Annotated in this window: 17 protein-coding genes and 1 pseudogene; 6 read left to right on the top strand and 12 right to left on the bottom strand. The window is 73.9% G+C overall.

Annotated elements, in window-relative coordinates; all coding sequences use genetic code 11:
- The first annotated feature begins 54 nt into the window (after positions 1-54).
- Both LWC33_RS08670 and LWC33_RS08665 read left to right on the top strand, forming a co-directional pair.
- Positions 55-1,299 (top strand): hypothetical protein, encoded by a 1,245-nt coding sequence (locus LWC33_RS08670; RefSeq protein ID WP_233303731.1) that lies wholly within the window; start codon positions 55-57, stop codon positions 1,297-1,299.
- Between the two features lie 73 nt (positions 1,300-1,372).
- Positions 1,373-4,171 carry an FAD-binding and (Fe-S)-binding domain-containing protein gene (locus tag LWC33_RS08665; protein WP_233303730.1) on the top strand — a complete coding sequence of 933 codons (2,799 nt, stop codon included), beginning with the start codon at positions 1,373-1,375 and terminating at the stop codon, positions 4,169-4,171.
- Here the strand turns inward: LWC33_RS08665 and LWC33_RS08660 are convergent.
- The 4 genes and pseudogenes from LWC33_RS08660 to LWC33_RS08645 form a co-directional block, all read right to left on the bottom strand.
- On the bottom strand, positions 4,140-4,493 hold the full coding sequence (locus tag LWC33_RS08660; RefSeq protein ID WP_233303729.1) for a hypothetical protein: 354 nt from the start codon (positions 4,491-4,493) through the stop codon (positions 4,140-4,142). The two genes, LWC33_RS08665 and LWC33_RS08660, sit on opposite strands and share 32 nt — an antisense overlap.
- A 53-nt stretch (positions 4,494-4,546) precedes the next feature.
- Positions 4,547-4,816: pseudogene (locus tag LWC33_RS08655) on the bottom strand (WCX domain-containing protein); the annotation flags it as partial.
- A gap of 154 nt (positions 4,817-4,970) precedes the next feature.
- Positions 4,971-6,386: a proline--tRNA ligase gene (gene proS, locus LWC33_RS08650; protein ID WP_233303728.1), complete on the bottom strand. Its 1,416-nt coding sequence runs from the start codon at positions 6,384-6,386 to the stop codon at positions 4,971-4,973.
- 114 nt (positions 6,387-6,500) lie between these two features.
- On the bottom strand, positions 6,501-7,283 hold the full coding sequence (locus LWC33_RS08645; protein WP_233303727.1) for an SGNH/GDSL hydrolase family protein: 783 nt from the start codon (positions 7,281-7,283) through the stop codon (positions 6,501-6,503).
- Between the two features lie 109 nt (positions 7,284-7,392).
- On the opposite strand from LWC33_RS08645, the gene LWC33_RS08640 reads away from it, so the two are divergent.
- On the top strand, positions 7,393-8,643 hold the full coding sequence (locus LWC33_RS08640) for an LLM class flavin-dependent oxidoreductase (RefSeq protein WP_233303726.1): 1,251 nt from the start codon (positions 7,393-7,395) through the stop codon (positions 8,641-8,643).
- A gap of 138 nt (positions 8,644-8,781) precedes the next feature.
- Complete coding sequence (locus LWC33_RS08635; RefSeq protein WP_233303725.1) at positions 8,782-10,116, top strand: MFS transporter; 1,335 nt, start codon at positions 8,782-8,784, stop codon at positions 10,114-10,116.
- Between the two features lie 71 nt (positions 10,117-10,187).
- On the opposite strand, the gene LWC33_RS08630 is transcribed toward LWC33_RS08635, so the two are convergent.
- From LWC33_RS08630 to LWC33_RS08605, 6 genes are all read right to left on the bottom strand, one after another.
- Positions 10,188-11,354, bottom strand: coding sequence for an amidohydrolase family protein (locus tag LWC33_RS08630; RefSeq protein WP_233303724.1), 1,167 nt, complete (start codon positions 11,352-11,354; stop codon positions 10,188-10,190).
- Positions 11,351-12,502, bottom strand: coding sequence for an alpha-hydroxy acid oxidase (locus tag LWC33_RS08625; protein ID WP_233303723.1), 1,152 nt, complete (start codon positions 12,500-12,502; stop codon positions 11,351-11,353). Before LWC33_RS08625 ends, LWC33_RS08630 begins: the two co-directional genes overlap by 4 nt.
- Positions 12,503-12,635: 133 nt before the next feature.
- Positions 12,636-13,853 (bottom strand): PucR family transcriptional regulator, encoded by a 1,218-nt coding sequence (locus LWC33_RS35875; RefSeq protein WP_233303722.1) that lies wholly within the window; start codon positions 13,851-13,853, stop codon positions 12,636-12,638.
- 170 nt (positions 13,854-14,023) lie between these two features.
- On the bottom strand, positions 14,024-15,115 hold the full coding sequence (locus tag LWC33_RS08615) for an amidohydrolase family protein (protein WP_233303721.1): 1,092 nt from the start codon (positions 15,113-15,115) through the stop codon (positions 14,024-14,026).
- Positions 15,112-15,588: a Rieske (2Fe-2S) protein gene (locus tag LWC33_RS08610; RefSeq protein ID WP_233303720.1), complete on the bottom strand. Its 477-nt coding sequence runs from the start codon at positions 15,586-15,588 to the stop codon at positions 15,112-15,114. The genes LWC33_RS08615 and LWC33_RS08610 overlap by 4 nt, the downstream gene beginning before the upstream one ends.
- Complete coding sequence (locus LWC33_RS08605) at positions 15,585-16,364, bottom strand: HpcH/HpaI aldolase family protein (RefSeq protein ID WP_233303719.1); 780 nt, start codon at positions 16,362-16,364, stop codon at positions 15,585-15,587. The genes LWC33_RS08610 and LWC33_RS08605 overlap by 4 nt, the downstream gene beginning before the upstream one ends.
- Before the next feature lie 203 nt (positions 16,365-16,567).
- Here LWC33_RS08605 and LWC33_RS08600 point away from each other — a divergent pair, with 203 nt between their 5' ends.
- Positions 16,568-17,947 carry an MFS transporter gene (locus LWC33_RS08600; RefSeq protein ID WP_233303718.1) on the top strand — a complete coding sequence of 460 codons (1,380 nt, stop codon included), beginning with the start codon at positions 16,568-16,570 and terminating at the stop codon, positions 17,945-17,947.
- Between the two features lie 96 nt (positions 17,948-18,043).
- Here the strand turns inward: LWC33_RS08600 and LWC33_RS08595 are convergent, their stop codons facing one another.
- The gene (locus LWC33_RS08595; RefSeq protein WP_233303717.1) at positions 18,044-18,991 is read right to left on the bottom strand and encodes a sugar phosphate isomerase/epimerase family protein; all 948 of its coding nucleotides are present in this window, start codon (positions 18,989-18,991) and stop codon (positions 18,044-18,046) included.
- A gap of 2 nt (positions 18,992-18,993) precedes the next feature.
- Positions 18,994-20,157 (bottom strand): Gfo/Idh/MocA family protein, encoded by a 1,164-nt coding sequence (locus LWC33_RS08590; RefSeq protein ID WP_233303716.1) that lies wholly within the window; start codon positions 20,155-20,157, stop codon positions 18,994-18,996.
- A 29-nt stretch (positions 20,158-20,186) separates the two neighbouring features.
- On the opposite strand from LWC33_RS08590, the gene LWC33_RS34965 reads away from it, so the two are divergent.
- A complete protein-coding gene (locus tag LWC33_RS34965) occupies positions 20,187-20,321 on the top strand; it encodes a hypothetical protein (RefSeq protein WP_255691267.1) in 135 nt (44 codons plus the stop codon).
- Positions 20,322-20,358 lie beyond the last annotated feature (37 nt).

Genomic DNA, 20,358 nt, shown 5'->3' with positions numbered 1-20,358 from the left:
CGACGGTCGACACGAACACGCCCCGCCGGGGCGGTCGAGGTGCAGGAGTGACCGATGTCCGCGGTGGACGACCTGAGCGAGCTGGTCGAGCGTGCGGGCGCGGCGGAACGGGCCGCGCTCGCCTCGAAGTGGAAGGACCGTCCGGAGGTCGACGCCCTGCGGCAGAAGGTCCGGCGGGCCGTCGACGAGAACCTCGCCGCCGAGCGGCGTACCGACGGCAGCGGGCTCGCCCCCCGGCGCGCCGCCCAGCGGGAGGCGTTCCTCGACGCTTCCGATCCGCCGCCCACGGTCGAGGGGGAACCGGCCACCCACGCCGACGCCGCCCGCGTCGAGCGGGACGCGGCCGCGGCGGTGGCCGTCGCGCGGCTGGCCCTGCTCGAGGCCCACCTCGCCGTCCTCGACGCCCGCCTCGCCCGCATCGACGCCGGCGAGGACGAACCCGGGGCCGCGGCCGTGGACGGGCACCTCCCGCTGCAGGGGCGCAATGCCGTCAGCCGACACGGCCCCGCCCTGGCCCACGGCCTGCGCGGCGAGATCGCGTACGTCCTGCGGCGCCGCCCGCGCACCGCGGTCAAGAGCCTGGCGGTGAGCCTGGCCCTGGGCCTGCTCTACCTCGGCTTCATCCGCGTCTTCGAATGGGACCGGGATCAGAAGTGGCTGCCCTACCTGGGGCTCTGGGTGATCTCGGTGATGATGGGCGGCGCGGTGTGCATCAACGCGATGTGCTTCGACGCCATGCGGGTCCGGGCCGCGCTCGAGGGCGGCTCCCGGCTCTGGCACCTGCTCGTGATCAAGAACCTCGCCGTCGCGGCGCTCGTCGCACCGATCGGGTTCCTGCTCAGCGTCCTGCTCGCGTGGCGGGCCGGTGACTTCGGCGCGCTGGTCAAGGCCTGTGCGCTGGTCGTCTGCTTCATCCTGCTCTGGCTCGGGGTCGGCAACGTCCTGTCGGTGCTGCTGCCCGTGCGCGACGAGCCGATCCGCCGGCGCAAGCAGTCCGGCAGCCTCAAGCAGTTCGCCGTCGCCTTCGTGGTCGCCTATGCCATCGGCTACCTGGTCAACCTCATGCTCCTGTGGCGCATCCTCGCCGCCCAGGGACTCGCCGCCCGGCTGGGCGGGTGGGTCATCCCGGTCCTGCTCGTCGTGCTCAGCAGCCTCGCCATGTGGTTCCTGCTGACGGTCTTCGCCGTCGCCCTGTCCCAGCAGCCCAAGATCCGCCGCGCCCTCATGCGGGAGATCGTCGAGCAGACCGCCGCGAAGGCCGAGGCCCCGGCTGCGGCCGAGGCCCGTCAGGCGGTCTGAGCCCTCGGGACCGGGGTCGGCGCGCTAGCGTCTCCGGCGACCCCCGCAGCATCCACCCGAGGAGCAGGAGCCGGTGCCCACCACCACCGAACTGCGTACCCGGCTCGTCGACCGGCTCGCCTGGTCCCGGGACGCCTCGCACTTCGCGCTCGTCCCACAGGCCGTGGCCGTGCCCGCCGACGCGGCCGCCGTCGGCTCGCTGTTCGCCGACGCCGCCCTGACCGGCGTCCCCCTGACCTTCCGCTCGGGCGGCACCAGTCTGTCCGGACAGGCCGGGACCGAGGGGATCCTCGTCGACACCCGCCGGCACTTCCGCGGCATCGAGGTGCTCGACGACGGGGCCCGCTTGCGCACCGGGCCGGGGGCCACGGTCCGCCAGGTCAACGCCCGGCTCGCGCCGTACGGCCGCAAGATCGGCCCGGACCCGGCGAGCGAGTCCGCCTGCACCCTCGGCGGGGTCGTCGCGAACAACTCCAGCGGGATGGCCTGCGGCACCACGGCCAACAGCTACGCGACCCTGGACTCGCTGGTGCTGGTGCTGCCGTCGGGCACCGTGCTGGACACCGCCGCCCCCGACGCCGACGACCGGCTGCGGGCCCTCGAGCCCGAGCTGCACGCCGGGCTGGCCCGGCTCCGTGACCGGGTCCGCGACGACGCGACCCTGCGCGCCCGCGTCGAGCAGCAGTTCTCGATGAAGAACACCATGGGCTACGGGCTGAACTCGCTGCTCGACCACACCCGCCCGGCCGACGTCCTGGCCCATCTCGTGGTGGGCAGCGAGGGCACGCTCGCGTTCATCGCGTCGATCGTGCTGCGCACCGTCCCGCTGCTCCCGCACGCCCGCACCGGGCTGCTGGTCTTCTCGGACCTCGCCGGCGCCACGGGTGCGCTGCCGGAGATCGTCGGCACCGGGGCGACCACCATCGAGCTGCTCGACGCGACGTCCCTGCGGGTCGGGCAGGCCGACCCGCGGGCGGACGTCACGCTGCGGTCGCTCGAGGTCGACCGGCACGCCGCCCTGCTCGTCGAGTACCAGGCCGCGAGCGCGCAGGAGGCGGACGAGCTCGCCGGGAGCGCCACGGGCGTGCTGGGCACGCTACCGGTCATCGGGCCGCGCACGCTGGCCGGAGACCCCGCCGCCCGGGCCGCCCTGTGGCACATCCGCAAGGGCCTCTACGCCACCGTCGCCGGGGCCCGCCCGACCGGCACCACGGCGCTGCTGGAGGACGTGGTCGTCCCCGTCCCGGCCCTGCTGCCGACCTGCGAGTCGCTGGCCCGGCTGTTCGACAAGCACGGCTACGACCACGCCGTGACGTTCGGCCACGCCAAGGACGGCAACATCCACTTCATGCTCACCGAGCGGCTCGGCGGCGACGTCCCGCTGGACCGCTTCGCCCGGTTCACCGACGACATGGTCGACCTGGTCCTCGGCCACAGCGGCTCGCTCAAGGCCGAGCACGGCACCGGCCGCATGATGGCCCCGTTCGTCCGCCGCCAGTACGGCGACGAGCTCTACGAGGTCATGCGCGAGATCAAGCGGCTGTGCGACCCGCGCAACGTGCTCAACCCGGGCGTGCTGATCGACGAGGACCCGGAGGGGCACCTGCGGCACCTCAAGAGCGCCCCGGCCGTCGAGGAGGAGGTCGACCGCTGTGTGGAGTGCGGGTTCTGCGAGCCCGTGTGCCCGAGCCGGGACCTCACGACTACCCCGCGGCAACGGATCGTGCTGCGCCGGGAGATGCAGCGGGCGCGCGAGGCCGGCGACACCGCCACGCTGGCCGAGCTGGAGCGGGACTACGACTACGCGGCCGTCGACACCTGCGCCGCGGACGGGATGTGCCAGACGGCCTGCCCGGTCTTGATCAACACCGGGGACCTGATGAAGCGGCTGCGCGCCGAGCAGGCGGGCCCGCTCGCGCAGCGGGGCTGGGCCCTGGCGGCGAAGCACTGGGCGGGCACGACGCGCGCCGCCGCGACCGCCCTGACCGTGGCCGATGCGCTCCCGGACCGGCTCGTCACCGGCGCCACGGCGCTCGGTCGCCGGGTCGTCGACCCGGACGTGCTGCCCGCCTGGTCGCCCGAGCTGCCCGGCGGCGGGCGTCCGCGGTCCGACACCACGCGGCGGCATGCCGAGGCCGTCCTGTTCGCCTCCTGCACCGGGACCATGTTCGGCCCGGCGGGCGGGGACCGGTCCGGCGAGCAGGGTGCGGCCGCGGCGTTCGAACGGCTCTGCGCCCGCGCCGGGGTCACCCTCACCCGTCCGGCCGGGCTGGCCTCGCTCTGCTGCGGCACGCCGTGGAAGTCGAAGGGGCTCACCGCGGGGTACACCGAGATGGCCCGACGCGTGCTGCCTGCGCTGTGGGAGGCCAGCCGCGGGGGTGAACTACCCGTCGTCGGCGACGCCGCGTCCTGCACCGAGGGCCTGCGGCACCTGGTCGAGGAGGCCACGGACCGGCGCTACCAGGCGATCCGGGTGGTCGACGCCGTCGCCTTCACCGCCGAGCACCTGCTCGACCGGCTGACGATCACCCCGCTCGACTCGCTCGCCCTGCACCCCACGTGCTCGGCGGTAAGGATGGGCCTCGACGGCCCGCTGCGGACGGTCGCCGCGGCCGTCGCCCGCTCGGTCACCGTCCCCGCCACCTGGGGGTGCTGCGGCTTCGCCGGCGACCGCGGCCTGCTGCACCCGGAGCTCACCGCCGCCGCCACCGCGCCGCAGGCCGCCGAGCTCGCCGGCCGGTCGTTCGACGCCCACGCCTCCTGCAACCGGACCTGCGAGCTCGGCATGACCCGCGCCACCGGCCGGCCCTACGAGCACGTGCTGGAGGTGCTCGACCGGGTCAGCGCGGCGTCGGTGCCAGCAACGCCGTGAGCCGCTCCCCCGCCGCCTCCGGCAGTCGTCGCCGGGTCCGGAGGTGGCGGAAGACGGGACCGAGGAGCTCGTCGGCGAGCAGCACAGGTCGCGGTAACGGGTGCGGCAGCGGGCGCACGACCGCGCCCGCGTGCCAGCCGCCCTCCGCCCGCGGCTCGGCGTCGGTCGTGAACTCGACCAGCGCGACGACGCCCCCGCCGGCCCCGGTCCGGTAGACCGCCGCCCGGTCCCCGGCGCGGGTGGACCGCAGGCAGCAGGGCGCGGCGGGCGGGTCGTACAGCTCGTCGGCCGACCACAGCAGGATCGAACTAGGGACGGTCACGGCGGCCGTCCTACCCGTTCCGCAGGGCCGACGCACGTCGTGATCCCCGGAGCTCAGCGGGGACGGGCGGCGTGGGCGAAGCGGCGGGAGAGCCGGGCGAAGGCGTCCCGCAGCTCGGGCGGCCCGACGACCTCGACGCCCGCGTCGAACCGGCCGAGGGTGGCGGCCAGCCCCACCCACGACCACGCTCCGAGGACGAGCCGGCAGCGGTCCGGACCCAGCTCCTCGACGATCCCGTCGCCGGCGAACGGCGCCACGTCGGCGGCCGGCCGGCCGAGGACGACCTCGCCGCGGCAGGGCCAGCCGCCGTCGCCCGTCGACCCCGAGGGCGTGACCTGGGCGGACTTCGCGGCGGGCACCGCGCGCGAGTACCCGCAGTGGGCGATCGACGGCCGTACCGCGAGCTGACGACCCGTTCTCCGCCCGGGCCCCGAGCATCACCGGGTCCGGGTGGCGCGCCGCCCTGACCGGCAGGGATCAGTAGGCGCGGCCGATCAGCACCGCGTGCCGGGCCGGCTCCCCGGTGACCAGGCAGGTCGGGGCGGGCGGGTCGGCGTCGAGCATGCAGCGGATCGTGGCGCCGGTCTGCTCCGCCAGCACCTGCTCCGATCCCTCCGCGCCGGACCAGGCGGCGAGGAAGAGCCCGCCGTCGCAGAGGCGCCGGGCGAGCTCGTCGAGGTCGGTGACGGGGTGGGTGTGCTCCTCGCGGAAGGCGCGCGACTCCGCGAGCAGCGCCTGCTGGATCTCGTCGAGCAGGCCGGCGGCGGCGCCCGCGGCGCCGTCGAGCGGGGCCGTGCTCGTGGTGCGGTCGTCCCGGCGGACCACCGTGGCCCGCCCCGACGCGATCTCCCGCGCGCCGAGCTCGATCCGCACCGGGACGCCCTTGATCTCCCACTCGACCGAGCGGCGGCCGAACGACGCGTGGGTCCGGTCGTCGAGGTGCGCGCGGACCCCCGCGGCACGCAGCCCCGCCACGACCCGCGCGGCGGCCGCGGCGACCTCGGCCCGCGCGTCGAGCTGCAGGACCACCACCTGGTGCGGGGCGATCGCCGGGGGCAGGCGCAGCCCGTGGTCGTCGCCGTGGACCATGATCACGCCGCCGACCATCCGGGTCGACGTGCCCCACGAGGTGGTGGCGGCGAGCCGGCGTTCCCCCGCGGCGTCGGAGTACCGGATGTCGAAGGCCCGGGCGAAGTTGTGCCCCAGGTCGTGGCTGGTGCCCATCTGCAGTGCCTTGCCGTCGCGCATCAGCGCCTCGCACGTGAAGGTGTGCTCGGCCCCGGCGAACCGCTCGCCCGGCGACTTCTCGCCGGTCACCACCGAGATCGCCAGCGTCTCCTCCATGAACCGGCGGTAGACCTCGAGCATGCGCCGGGTCTCCGCCGCCGCCTCGTCCCGGGTGGCATGGGCGGTGTGCCCCTCCTGCCAGAGGAACTCGGTGGTGCGCAGGAAGAGCCGCGGGCGCAGCTCCCAGCGGACCACGTTGTTCCACAGGTTGAGCAGCAGCGGCAGGTCCCGGTGGGACTGCACCCACCGCGCGAAGTAGTGGTGGACGACCGTCTCCGAGGTCGGGCGCACGGCCAGCGGCTCGGCGAGCTCCTCCCCACCGCCGTGGGTGACCACGGCCAGCTCCGGCGAGAAGCCCTCGACGTGCTCCTGCTCCTTCTCCAGGAAGCTCATCGGGATGAACATCGGGAACGCCGCGTTCACGGCCCCGGTCGCCTTGATCCGCCGGTCCATGTCGGCCTGCACGAGCTCCCAGATCGCGTAGCCCCACGGTCGGACGACCATGCTCCCGCGCACCGGGCCGGTCTCGGCCAGCTCGGCAAGGGCGACGACGTCCTGGTACCAGGCGGGGAACTCCGCCTGCGGGGTGAGCACTGCCTCGGCCACGGTGGGAACTTCCGGTCGGACGCGCGCGGCACGTCGGGAACGGGGACACCGCGAACGCTAGCCAGGCAGGGCAATCGGTTATCGGGACCGGAGGCCCGGCCGCCCCGGCGACGGCTACGCGCGGCTGTCCGCCCCGGCCTCCCGGCGCGGCGCCGCCACCGGGACCCAGCCCGCGTACTTGCCCGTGCGGCCGTCGCCGGAGGAGCGGCCGCGCAGCCGCCGCCCGACCCAGGGCAGCACGTGCTCGCGGTAGTACCGCAGCTCCGTCGCCAGCCGGCGGTTGCGCGGCGAGTCGGTGCGCACCTCCTGCAGGGCGGCGCCCTCGCCGAGGGCGGCGAGGACCAGCGCGGCGACGCGCCGGTGGCCCTCCGCGTTGAGGTGGAGCCGGTCCGGGGACCAGTACCCGGGCCTGCGGATCTCGGTGTCGTGGAAGACGTCGACGAGCTCGACGCCGTACCGCGCGGCCAGCTCCGTCACGCGCGTGGTGAGCAGCTCGGCCCGGGCGTGCACGGCCCGTCCGAACGGGAGCTGGGCGGAGGGGTCGGCGCCGCTGAGCAGGACGAGCCGGACCCCGCCGTCGGCGCACCGCCGCAGGGCGCGCTCGATCAGGGCGGCCAGGCTGTCGACGTCGGCCCGCGGGCGCAGCATGTCGTTGCCGCCCCCGTTGAGGGTCATCAGCGTGGGCGCCGGGTCGAGCGCCAGCGCGGCGTCGAGCTGGTCGGAGACGATCGGTTCGAGCAGGCGCCCGCGGACCGCGAGGTTGGCGTAGTGGATGCCGTCCGGTCGGGTCGCCGCGAGCCCCGCGGCCACCCGGTCGGCCCATCCCCTGGTCGACCCGTCGGGCTGCTCGTCCCCGACGCCCTCCGTGAAGCTGTCCCCGATCGCTACGTACCGCACGGGCCCATTGTCCTCGCGCCACGATCAGCGCTCGAATGGCCTCGCTGAGCGAACGTTCGTCAAGTAGGGTCATGCCCGGTCAGCACCCCGATGACAGGAGGCGGAACGGATGGCGGTCAAGCTCCGGCACGGCGTCTTCATGGCCCCCTTCCACCGGACGGACGAGAACCCGACCCTGCTCTTCCGGCAGGACCTGCAGCTGATGGAGCTGCTCGACGACCTCGGCTTCCAGGAGGCCTGGATCGGTGAGCACCACTCGGCGGGGATGGAGACCATCGCGTCCCCGGAGCTGTTCATCGCGGCGGCGGCCGAGCGCACGCGGCGCCTCCGGCTCGGCACCGGGGTGGTGTCGTTGCCGTACCACAACCCGCTCATGGTGGCCGACCGGATCGTGCAGCTCGACCACATGACGCAGGGCCGGGTGATGTTCGGCGCCGGGCCGGGCCTGCTGGCGTCGGACGCGCTCATGCTGGGCATCGACCCGGCGGTCCAGCGCGACCGGATGGCCGAGGCGCTCGACGTGATCCTCCGGCTGTTCCGCGGCGAGGTCGTGACCGAGCGGACGGACTGGTACGAGCTCGTCGAGGCGCGCCTGCACCTGCCGCCCTACTCCGACCCGCACCCCGAGGTGTGCGTGGCCAGCGCCGTGACGCCGTCGGGTGGCCGGCTGGCCGGCCGGTACGACCTCGGCATGTTGTGCGTCGCGGCGGGCGAGAACGCCGGGTTCGACGCGCTCGACGTCAACTGGCGGGTGGCGAACGAGGTCGCCGCCGAGCACGGCCGCACGATGGACCCGAGCCGGCTGCGGCTGGTGGTCGGGATGCACCTCGCCGAGACCCGCGAGGAGGCGATGGCGCAGGCCCGGCACGGCCTGCAGGCCCAGGTCGACTACCTGAACAACAACATGCCGCGGATCTTCGTCCCCGAGGGCGTCGACCTGGTGGAGTGGTACGCCGAGCAGGGGGCCGGCGTGATCGGCACGCCGGACGACGCGATCGCCCGGATCGAGCGCCTGCAGCAGAAGATGCCCGGATTCGGCGCCCTGCTCCTCAACGCCCACGACTGGGCCACCTGGGAGAACACGAAGCGCTCCTACGAGCTCTACGCCCGCTACGTCATCCCGCACTTCGAGCGGTCGAACGCGCCCCGCCAGGCCTCCTACCGATGGGTCACGCAACACCAGGCCGAGCTCACGGAGAAGCGCACCGCCGCGGCCCGGGCGATGTTCGACAAGCACGAGGCCGAGTGGGCCGCGAAGCGGTCGGGCAGCCGGTCGGGCGACGGATCGGACGGCCCGTCGGACGGCCCGGCGGGCAACGGCGCGCGCCCGGAGGTGGGGCGGGAGTCGAGCTTCGGCTGACCTCCCGGGGGACGGGCACGTCCCCTGGTCACCCGAGCCCCGGATCCCCCCGAGGCCCGGTCGGCCGGTCGATCCCGGCGGCGTCCGCACCGGACGACCCTGTGGATCACCGCTGCACACCGACCGGAAGAGGGAACCATGACCACCGCCGTCCTCACCCCGCCGGGCCCGGCGCCCGCCGGCCTGCCGCCCGACCGCCGGGCCGTCCGCCGGATCAACCTCGCCAGCATGGCCGGCACCACGATCGAGTACTACGACTACTTCATCTACGGCACGGCCGCCGCGCTCGTCTTCAACAAGGTCTTCTTCCCCCACATGGGCGCGGTCGTCGGCGCACTCGCGGCGTTCGGGACCTTCGCCGTGGCGTTCGTGTTCCGGCCCGTCGGGTCCATCCTGTTCGGGCACATCGGCGACCGTCTCGGCCGCAAGCGCACGCTGATCGTCACGCTGATGACGATGGGCCTGTGCACCGTCGCAGTCGGGTTGTTGCCCGGCGCGGCGACGCTCGGCGTCGCCGCCCCGATCCTGTTGGTCGTCCTGCGCGCCGTGCAGGGCCTGGCCGTGGGCGGGGAATGGGCCGGGGCCGCCCTGTTCGCGTCGGAGAACGCTCCCGACGGGCGGCGCGGGCGCTTCGCGCTCTACCCGCAGGTCGGCGCGACCGTCGCCTTCGCGCTCGCCGCCGCCACTTTCCTCGCCGTCGACCTCGGGATCGGCGAGACCAGCGAGGCCTTCCTCAGCTGGGGCTGGCGGGTGCCGTTCCTGCTCAGCGCGCTGCTGATCGGCGTCGGGCTGTACGTGCGGCTGCACACCGAGGAGACGCCCGTCTTCACCGCCGCCGCCCGCGCGCCCCGGCACCGCGGCGTGCCGTTCCTCGAGGTGTGGCGGCGCCAGCCCCGGACGATGCTGCTGGCGACCGGCCTCACCACCGGGGTGTTCGCCGCCATGTCCATCGCCTCCGTCTACCTGACGAGCTACGCGACGAGCACCCTCGGGATGAGCACGGCCGGCATCCTTCTGATCGATGTCATCGGGTCCCTCGCCACGGTCGCGATCACCGCCACCGCCGCCGTCCTGTCCGACCGGTTCGGACGGCGTCCGCTCGTCCTGGCCGGATGCGTCGCGCTGGCCGTGTGGTCGCTGGTGCTCTTCCCGCTCATCGACACGCGCTCGACGTTCGCGATCGGCACCGGGATCGTCGTCCTGCTCGGCCTGATCGGCCTGGCCTACGGTCCGCTCGGCGCCTACCTGCCCGAGATGTTCTCCACCCGGCACCGCTACACCGGCGCCGGCCTGAGCTACAACCTCGGCGGGGTCGTCGGTGGCGCGGGCATCCTGGTGGCCGCCGCCCCGCTGGCCGCCTCCGCCTGGGGCCCGATCGCCCTCGGCGTCTGCACAGCGGCGCTGCTGCTGATCTCGGTCGGGTGCCTGTGGGCCCTCCCGGAGACGCGTGACACCTCCCTCACCGCCGAGTAGACGCACCGCACGACGAGGTCCCGGCCCACCCGGCCGGGACCTCGCGCCGTCCGTGCTCCCGGAACCCGGTCCTAGTAGTCCAGGTCGTAGCCGGTCCCCGGGAGCAACGGCAGGCCGTAGAGCGCGCCGGCGTTCTCGCCCAGGATCCGGCCGAAGCGGTCGTGGTCGCGGCGCACCGAGAGCGGGAAGGAGTCCGGCTCGTCGAAGTCCCAGTGCGGGTAGTCCGAGGAGAACATCAGCTTGTCGGCCATGCCGGAGGACTCGAAGAGGGTGAGGACGTCGTCGAACCAGCGGGGGTTCTCCGGCTCCTCCATCGGCTGCGTGGTGAACCAGAGGTGGTCGCGGATGTACTCCGACGGCAGCCGCTGCAGGTCCACCTCGCGCGGCATCATCCGGTAGGCGTGGTCCATCCGCCAGGCCAGCGGGACGACCCAGGACCAGCCCAGCTCGACCATCGCCACCTTGAGGCCCGGGAAGCGGTCGAACGTGCCCTCGAAGACCAGGCTGGCGATCACCGGGAAGTTCAGTCCGGCGAAGTCGCAGTGCTCCTCGAAGTAGAAGTTCGCCGGGCCCGACGGCGTGATCCGCCGGCCCGAGAGCACGTGGAAGCCGACCGGCAGGCCGTAGTGCTCGCAGGCCTCCAGCACCGGCCAGTACCGGCGGTGCCCGATGCCCCGCTCGTTGTCCGGGGCGAGCATCACCTGCACCCAGCGGTCGCCCGCAGGGCCCTCCTTGCGCCGGACGATCTCCTCCACGGCGAGGTCCGGGACCTCGTAGGGCAGGTTGATCGAGCCGTACCAGCGCGGGTCGTCGGCGAACCACGTCTCCTCGCGGTAGGTGTTGATCGCCGAGCAGAAGGCCGCGCACAGCTCGGCGGGCACGCGCAGGCCGCCGCTCATCGGGAACCCGCCGATGTCGTTGAGCACGGCGGCGCTCATGTCGTAGGCGTCGAGCAGCTGCTCCCGCGCGAAGGCCGGGTCGATCCCGGGCGCGCCGCCGCCTGGCGGCACGGCGTCCCAGCGGCTGGCGAACTCCCGGTGCCGCGGCCGGTCCCCGCCGGGCGCGCCGGCCCGCAGGCCGGTGTGCACCAGGTAGTCCTGCCAGCGTTGCGGCAGGTGCCGCAGCACGCCGGGGATCGCGGGGTTCATCGACGGATGGACGTCCGCGTCGATGATCCCCAGCTTCGCGCCGGTCGGTGCCGGAGCAGCGGCCGTCGCGACGGTGGCCTCCAGCGTCATGCCGTCCCTCCCCGCTCGTCGGCGAGCGCGATCAGCGACCGGTCGATCTCCTTGACCGACGTGGCGCCGACCAGCGACATCGCCCGGATGATCTCGTTGTGCAGGAGCTCGAGGGCCCGGTCGACGCCGGCCTCCCCACCCGCGGCCAGGGCGAACATGTACGGCCGCCCGACGAGCACGGCGCGGGCGCCGAGGGCGAGCGCACGGACCACGTCGGTCCCCCGCCGGACCCCGCTGTCCAGCAGGACCTCGAGCCGACCGGCGGCCGCCTCGACGACCTCGGCGAGCACGTCGATCGTGGCCGGGGCCCCGTCCAGGTTGCGGCCGCCGTGGTTGGACACCACGACGCCGTCGACGCCGAGATCGGCCATCTCCCGGACCTCGTCGCCGCGCAGCACCCCCTTCACCACCAGGGCGCCCGACCAGCGTTCCCGCAGCCGGCGGATCTCCCCGGCGGTGACGGACCGGCTGTGCATGATCGCGTCGGTGAAGTTGTCGTAGGCCCGCTTGGCGGCGAACAGGTCCAGGCCGGCGCCGCCGGTGCCGAAGAGGAAGTCCCGCGACCAGCGCGGGTGCGCCAGGCCGGCCAGCGCGAGCCGCGGCGACGGAGACACCGGCAGCGTGACGCCGTTGCGCAGGTCCTTCTCCCGGTACGGCTTGATCGGCGTGTCGATCGTGACACACAGGGTCCGGTAGCCGGCGCCGGCGACCCGGTCGACGAGCTCGTCGTTCTGCGCCTGGTCGGGCTTGAGGTAGAGCTGGTACCACAGCGGCCCGCTCGCCGAGCGGATCACGACCTCCGGCCGCTCCCCCGCTCCGCCGGGGACGGCGTAGATCGTGCCCGCACGCCCCGCGGCCCGGGCCACGGCGGGCTCGGCGTCGCTGTGGCACATCCGCGCGAAGCTGCAGGGTGCGAGCAGCAGCGGCATGGACACCGGGTCGCCCAGCACGGTGGTGGTCGTGTCGACGTGCCCCACGTCGACCAGCGCCCGCGGCCGCAGCCGGATGCGCTCGAACGACTCGGTGTTCCACCGCAGGGTGTGCTCGTTGCCGGCGCCGCCGTCGACGACGTCGAACACCGCCTTCGGCATCCGCCTGCGGGCGGCGCGGCGCAGGTCCTCGACGCTGTGGGCCCGGGTCATCCTCATCCGCGACGTCCCCCTTCCGGGCGGGCGACGGTGCCCGCCCTTCCCACGCTGCCCGGCGCGGGTGCCGGGCGACTACGGCGCGGCTGCCGAACTGCGGTCCGCCGCCGTTGTACGACCCCACAAAGTTCGGCCCTCAGGAGGCCACGGTCGCCCCGTCGCGGCTGCCGTGCAGGCGGTCCCACGCCAGCGCCCACCACACCTGCGCCAGGTCGTCGTAGTCGCGCAGGGAGCAGCCGGTGATCGACTCGAAGCGGGAGAGCCGGTACCGGACGGTGTTGGTGTGCAGGAAGAGCTGCTGCCGGGTCGTCTCGAGGCGGCTGCCGTTGCGCAGGTAGCGCTCGACGGTCTCCAGGATGGCCGCGCCCGAGGCGCCGAACCGCTCGAAGGGCTTCACGAAACGGTCGTGCATCAGCTCCCCGAGATCGTGGTCGGCGACGACGGCGGGGTGCAGGCCCAGGTCCGCCACGCTCACCACCTCGGTGCGGCCCAGCGCGAGCGCGGTCTCCAGGGCGCGGGTGGCCAGCCGGAACACGGCGGGCAGCTCGTGCAGCGGGACGGGCGGCGAGACCCCGACCGCGGTCGGCGGCGGCTCGGCCGGGAGCACCGCGAGGAACCCGCAGAGGTCGCCGTCGACCACCGTCATCATTCCGTTGCGGCGTTCCGGGGTGGCCGCCACGCGCAGATAGCGCTCCATGACGCGGGACGAGTCCGGCCCCGGTTCCGGCCGGGCCCGGAAGGCGCGGTAGTCCCGGTCGCGGTCCAGGCCGTACCCCGCCGCCCCGCTCCCGATCTCCGACGCCGCCATCGAGCCCGAGATGATGCGCCGCACGAACCCGTCCTGGTGCTGCTGCGCGCGGCGCTGCATCTCCAGCTCGGCCTCGCGGTGGCCCGCGGCGAGCGCGACCATGCTCCAGGCCGACCACGCCTGCTTGATGGCGAACAGCTCCAGCAGCAGGCTGTCCCGGTACGGCGACGGCGGCGCGAGCTCGCGCACCAGGTCCACGAAGATCTTCTGGTGCTGCATCGAGGTCTGCAGCATCTCCGCCACGCCGACGCCCTGCCGGGCGCGCTCCTCGCCGACCTCCCGCAGCGGGCCGTCGTCGTCCTCCGGCCCCGGGTGCCGGCGGGCCCGCACCCCGTCGACGGACACCGAGAGGTTGCGCCGCCAGCTCTCCCGCAGCACCTCCTCGTCGACGTGCCGGTACGCGGCGTGCGTGAACACCCGCGCGTGCATCCGGTCGGCGATCGGGCCGTGCCCGTCGAGTAGCCCGGTCTCCTGCAGCCGCGCCATCAGGGCGTCCCACGCCTCGTCCCGTGTCACGTCCCGTGTCGCGGCGTCGCGACGGCCCACGGAAGCACCTCCTCGTGCCTCGCCCCGTGCCCGCCTCGGCCACGAACCGGCGGGGCACCGTTCGATGATGCAACCGCATGACTGACGGCGTCGACCTCCGTTCGGGCGCCGCCGACGAACCGGACGAGCAGAACTCAGAGGCGATACCGAACTCAGAGGCGATACCGAACTCAGAGGCGATACCAGTCGCGGGCGGTCCCGGCCATCAGCCGCGGGCGCATCGACGGCGGCGCCGCCGCGAGGAGCCCGGCGATGTCGTCGTCGTAGCCGTGGGGGTAGTCGGTGGCGAACATCAGCATGTCGTCGGAGCCGAGCCACTCCAGCACCGTGGCGGTCTGCTCCCGGGTGCCCAGGTCCGCGGGGGCGACGGAGAACCGCATGTGGTCACGGATGATCTCCAGCGGCCGCCGGTCCAGCCAGGGGACCTCGCGGCGCAGGCCCTTCCACTCCTTGTCCATCCGCCAGCCCCACACCGGCAGCCAGGCGAACCCGCCCTCCAGCACCGAGACCCGCAGCTCCGGGCAGACCTGGAACACGCCCTCCGACACCAGGCTCGTGACCTGGGCGGTGAAGGACTGCCACTCCGCGGCGTACTCCTCGACGTAGTAGGAGGAGTACCCGCTCGACGACGGCGCGTCGGTGGTGACCCCGCCGAAGTGCAGCCCGGCCACCAGGCCGTGTTCGGCCATGGCCTGGAAGACCGGGTGGAACTGCCGCTGCCCCCACAGCGCGGCGTGCCGCACGGGCAGCAGCACCTGGACGAAGCCGGGATGGTCGCCGACCCGGTGGATCTCCTCGATCATCGCGGCGGGGTCGCGCGCCGGGATCACCAGCGTGCCGACCAGCCGCGGGTCCCGGTCCAGCCACTCGGCGACCAGCCAGTCGTTCACGGCGCGCGTCAGCGCCGCGGCCCAGTCCGGGTGCCGGAGCGCGTCGACGGCGTAGTAGCAGGTCAGGATCGCGCGCTCGACCCGCCAGGGGTCGAGCACGTGCTGCTGCAGCAGCCCGAGGTCCGAGGCCGGCGGGCGGTCCGCGGGCCGCCACTCGGGGCGGCACGAGCGGTCCGAGCCCGGCGGGTAGGCCAGGTTCACCCCGCCGACGGGCCCGTGCCAGCCGCGCTCGGTGCACCAGGCGATCCAGTGCCGGGACATGTAGGGGAAGAGCGCCTCCAGCGACGGCACGTTCGCGTGCACGTCGCAGTCGATCACCGGGCCCGGCCACAGCTCGTCCCGGCTCGTGTTCTCCAGCAGCGCGGTCGTCATCGACCCTCCCCCGTCTGTGCCGCCTTCCGGGCCTTGCGCAGGTCGACCACCACGTACTCGTCCTCCACGCAGACCTCCACGGTCTCGGCGGTGTACGGGCCCGGCACCCGGCCGGCCCGCGGCACCCCCTCGAGCCGGTCGGCGCCGGTCACCTCGACGTCGTAGGTCCGCAGCCGGGTCCGCGGGTCGAACCAGGACCGTCCGGTGCGGACGTCGAACTCCCAGCCGTGCCACGGGCACATCAGCAGCGCGGTGTCCTCGTCGTAGTCGAACTCGCCCGGCCGGGCCGAGGTCAGCCCGGCCACGACGTTGCCCTTGCACATCTCGGCGCCCTTGTGGGGGCAGCGGTTGATCAGCCCGTAGAAGGACCCGCCGACGTTGAACACGCCGACCTGCCGCCCGCCGACCTCGACGAGCACCCGCCCGCCCTCGGGGATGTCGGCGGCCCGGGCGACGACGTACCGGCCGCTCATGCCTGCGCGAGGGCCGGCCCGGCGACCGTGCGGCCGTGCCTCAGCGCGGCCGCGGCGCCCGTGGCGACGAGCCGCTGCTCCATCGCGACCGAGAGGAAGTCCATCCCCCAGCCCCGGCCGATCTCCGGGTCGCCCGGGCCGAGGGCCAGCATCCCGGCGCGCTTGCCCGCGCGGTGCGCGGCGTCGACGATCGCCCGGTGCCGCTCGTCCACCAGCGGGTCCGTGTAGGACATCGACGGGCGGCCGCCCCCGGAGATCGACAGGTCCGTCGGCCCGACGAACAGCACGTCCAGCCCCGGGACGGCAGCGATCTCGTCGAGGTTGGCCAGGGCCTCGAGGGTCTCGATCTGCACGAAGGTCACGATGTCGGCGTTCGCCTCGCTGAAGTAGCGCGCGCCGTCGGCGGCCCGGTAGGGCCCGTACGAGCGGGACCCCTGCGGGGGGTAGCGGCAGGCGGCGACGAAGCGTTCGGCCTGCTCGCGGGTGTTGACCATCGGGCACATCATGCCCCGGGCCCCGGCGTCGAGCACCCGCCCCACGAGGATCGGGTCGTTGCCCGGCACCCGCACCACGGGCACGGTCGGGGTGGCCGCCAGGGCGATCACGGCGGTGACGACGTCGCGGTACTCCGCCATCGTGTGCTGCATGTCGATGACGACCGAGTCGTAGCCGAGCCGGCCGACGGCCTCCACGGACAGCACCGAGGAGCCGGAGACCCAGCAGTCCACGGCGGCCTCGCCCGCCGCCCATCGGTCACGGATCGCGTTGGTCGGCATGGGCAACCTCCGGAGCGTCGACAATCGTGCTGAACGTTCGCTCAGTCGGACGGCCGACGCATCGGCAGAACCTCCACAACCGGGCCGGGGACCCTTGGCGGTTCCGACAGCGACAGTGCCGGACGAACCGCCCTAACTTCGTGCAACGCAGTGTCCCAGCTCACATCCGCGCACGACGAGGTGCGACTCGAGGAGATGACGCCGTGACCGTCGAAGAACCCGTGAGCGTCAGCGGACGCGTGGTCGGCCCGCCCGGACCGCTGGAAGAACGCCAGCTGCGGTCGCGGTCCTTCCGCAACGTCAGCGACGGCGACGCGTCGGAGACGCTCACCTCCACGCACTGGCACATCGCGACCGCGCTCGGCCTGGGCTGGATGCTCGACGGGATCGTCATCGCCCTCTACGCGCTGATCGTCCCGTACCTGCTGGAGGACTTCGGGATCAGCCTGAACTCGCTGACCCTCGCGGTCACGATCACCGGCGTGCTGGCCGCGTTCGCCGCCTACTTCTGGCCGTGGCTCGCCGACCGCATCGGCCGCCGCACCGCGTTCATCGTCAACGTGGCGCTGACGTGCGTGTTCCTGGTGCTCATCGTGGTGTCACGGAACTGGTTGTTCTTCATCCTCTTCTACACGCTGATGCGGGTGACGATCGCCGGCGAGTGGGCGATCGGATCGCTGCTCACGGTGGAGACCTGGCCCGCCCGGCACCGCGCGAAGATCCTCAGCGCGGCCCGGTCGCTCTACGGCTACGGCGTGGTCATCGCCGGTCTGACCGGCACCTACATCATCGCGCCGCACGGCTGGCGGTGGGCGTTCCTGGTGCCCGCCGCGATCGGCCTGCTGGCGATCTACGTCCGGTTCCTCTGCCCCGAGTCGCCGGCGTGGATCCGCAACCGCGACGCCGTCCTGGCGCGCACCGAGGACGCACCCCCGGAGAACCGGCCGACCTGGGCGGAACGCGCCCGCAAGGCGTCGGTCGGCCAGCTGTTCGAGCCGGGCCAGCGCAAGCGGACCTACGTCGCCCTCTTCGTCGCCGCCACCGCGACCATGTCCTGGTACACCCTCGGGTACTGGGCGCCCTTCTACCTCAAGGAGACCCACGGCTGGTCCACCGCCGAGTACAGCAACTGGTACATCTGGTGGGGCGTCGCCGGTGCCTTCGGCTACTACCTCATGGGGTGGATCGCCGACCGGTGGAGCCGGTTCCGCGCGATGCTCACGGGCAACGTCATCTTCATCGTCACGCTGATCCCGTGGGCGCTGGCCACCGAGTCCTGGCAGCTCTGGGTGTTCGGGCTGGCCTCGAACTTCGGCCTGATCGGCGTCTGGGGCACCGTCCTCACCTACACCGCCGAGCTGTACCCGACCCGCATGCGCGGGGTGGGGATGGGGCTCACCTGGATGGTGGCGGGCTTCCTCGGCGTGCTGGTCCCCTACGGCGCCCTGTGGGTCCGCAACGCGACCGGTTCGTTCACCGCGGCCTTCATGCTGATCCCGGTCCTCCTGGTGATCCAGCTGATCGGCCTGCTGATCGCACGGATGGACTACGCCGGCAAGCAGCTGGACTCGATCGCCACCTGAGCCATCCGAGCCCCCTGAGCACGCTCTCCGGCGGCCGCCCTCACCTGGGCGGCCGCCGGTCGGCATTCCCGTCGGCGCTACTGTTCGGCGGGCGCCCTACCGCGCCGGCACCGACGCGGACAGGGCGCTGCGGAGGGTTCCCACCGCACGGGCCACGGACTCGCGCTGGCCCAGCGTGTAGTCCTCGTTCTCGATCGACAGCGGACCGTCGTAGCCGGCGGCGCGGAGGGCGTCGGCGAAGCGGGCCCAGAAGTCGTCGGGGTGGCCGGTCCCGACGGCGACGTAGTTCCAGGCACGTTCGCCGGTCCGCTCGTTCGGGATCGTCTCCAGCCGGGAGGCGACGGCGGCGCGGTCCTCGATGCGGGTGTCCTTGGCGTGGACGTGGTGGATCGCGCCGTCGAGCGCCGCGATCGCGGCGAGCGGGTCGGCACCCATCCACCACAGGTGGCTGGGGTCGAAGTTGGCCCCGACGACGTCGCCGACCGCCTCGCGCAGCCGCAGCAGGCCCGGGACGCCGTAGACGAGCTGGTTGGCGTGCATCTCGACGGCGATGCGCACGCCGCGGCGGCGGGCCTCGTCCGCGATCCCGCCCCAGTAGTCGACGGCGACGCTCCACTGGTGCTCGAGCAGCCGCAGGTTCTCCGGCGGCCACACGGTGGTGATCCAGGCCGGGAACGTGTCGCCCGGGTTGGCGGGCAGCCCGGACATCGTGACGACGGTCCCGACCCCGAATTCCTCGGCCAGCTGCAGCGCGCCGCGCAGCACCCGGTCGTCGCGCTCCCCCTCGACGGGGTGCAGCGGGTTGCCCGCGGCGTTGAACGCCCCGAGCCGCAGGCCCCTGCTCGTGACGTCCCGGCGCAGCGCCTCCCGCGCGTCGGCGTCGGCGAGCAGGTCGGGCAGGTCGGCGTGCGGGGCGGGCGACCAGCCACCGTGCTCCCCGCCGAGTCCGATCTCGACAGTCTCCACGCCCAGCTCGGCGGCGGTGTCGAGGGCCTCGGCCCGGGTCAGGGTGGACAGGCTGTCGGTGAGCAGACCGATCTGCATTCTCAGGCTCCGGTGGTGAGGCCGAACAGCCCGCGGCGGCGCAGCGGGGAGTCGGCGGGGACGTCGATGTCCTGCAGGCCGAGCACGCCGGCCTGGTGAAGCGGTCCGTCCGTGGGCAGCGGGACGGCGACGGTGCGGCCGAGCGCGGCGGAGGCGTAGGCGGCGACGGTGGTCTCCAGCGTGTGCAGCGCGGCGGCTCCGTCGGCCGCGGGGTCCTGCTTGGCCTCGATCGCCTCGGCGAGGTCGGCCACTGTGTCCCGCATCGCGTCGGCGATCAGCGGGCCCAGCTCCTGGCCCGCGGGCAGGTCGGCGGTCCGGGTGCCCGCGGCGGTGGTGACGGTCAGCCGTTCGAACGGTGCCCACGGCATGGTGCCGTCGGCGCGGTAGTGCGCCACCGCGCGGCCGAGGGTGCCGTGCACGGCGATGCCGCCCTGCCCCATCCCCCAGCCGATGTCGACCAGGCCGGCGCGCCGGCCGGCCTCGAGCCGGCACAGGGCGAGACCCTCGACGGCGTCGCCGTCCGTGGCACTGTCGACGAACGCCGACACCCCGGTCACCGGGGCGCCGAGCAGGTGTTCGGCGAGGTAGACGCCGTGCAGCATGTCCATCAGCACGCCGCCGCCCGCGGCGGCGGGGTCGTGGCGCCACTGCGGCCGGTAGCCGGCGGCGCCGGGCGAGTCGACCACGCCGAGCATGTTCACCGTGACGGTGCGGACCTCGCCCAGCTCCCCGGAGCCGATCAGTGCCGTGAGCGCGACGACCTCGGGGAAGAACAGGTAGTTGTGCATGACGCCGAGGACCACCCCGGCCTGCTGGGCCGCCTCGACCATCGCGGCGGCGTCCGCGGGACGGGCCGCGATCGGCTTCTCGCACAGCACGTGCTTGCCCGCCGCCGCGGCGGCCACGACGAGGTCGCGGTGCAGGTGCTGCGGGGTGCAGACGTCGATCACGTCGACGTCCTCGCGAGCCAGCAGCGCGGCGGCGTCGAGGTGCACCTGCTCAGCCGTCAGCCCCGCGGTCTCGCGGCCCAGCTCCAGTCGCTCGGGCGTCGGGTCGGCCAGCCCGACGATCTCGTACCGCTCGGGCAGCGCCTGGTAGGCCGGGACGTGGAAGTTCAGGGCGACATTGCCGCACCCGACGATGCCGACCCGTAGGGGTGTGGTCACTGGTTCCCTCCGAGGAGACGGTGGCGCCGGTGGCGGCAGCCTGGCGCACGGCCTCGATCACGGCGGCCTGCTCGACGGCGTCGGTGCGGCCGAACGCCGGCGCGGCGCCGGTGGCGATGGCGCGGGAGCCGACGCTGCGCGGCACCCCCAGCTCGGCGGCGTAAGCGGCGGCCTTCCCGCCGTCCCGGCCCGCGACCGCGA

The sequence above is a fragment of the Pseudonocardia terrae genome, assembly GCF_021343995.1.
Taxonomy (GTDB): domain Bacteria; phylum Actinomycetota; class Actinomycetes; order Mycobacteriales; family Pseudonocardiaceae; genus Pseudonocardia; species Pseudonocardia terrae.
This window is presented reverse-complemented; position numbering and strand designations above follow the sequence as displayed.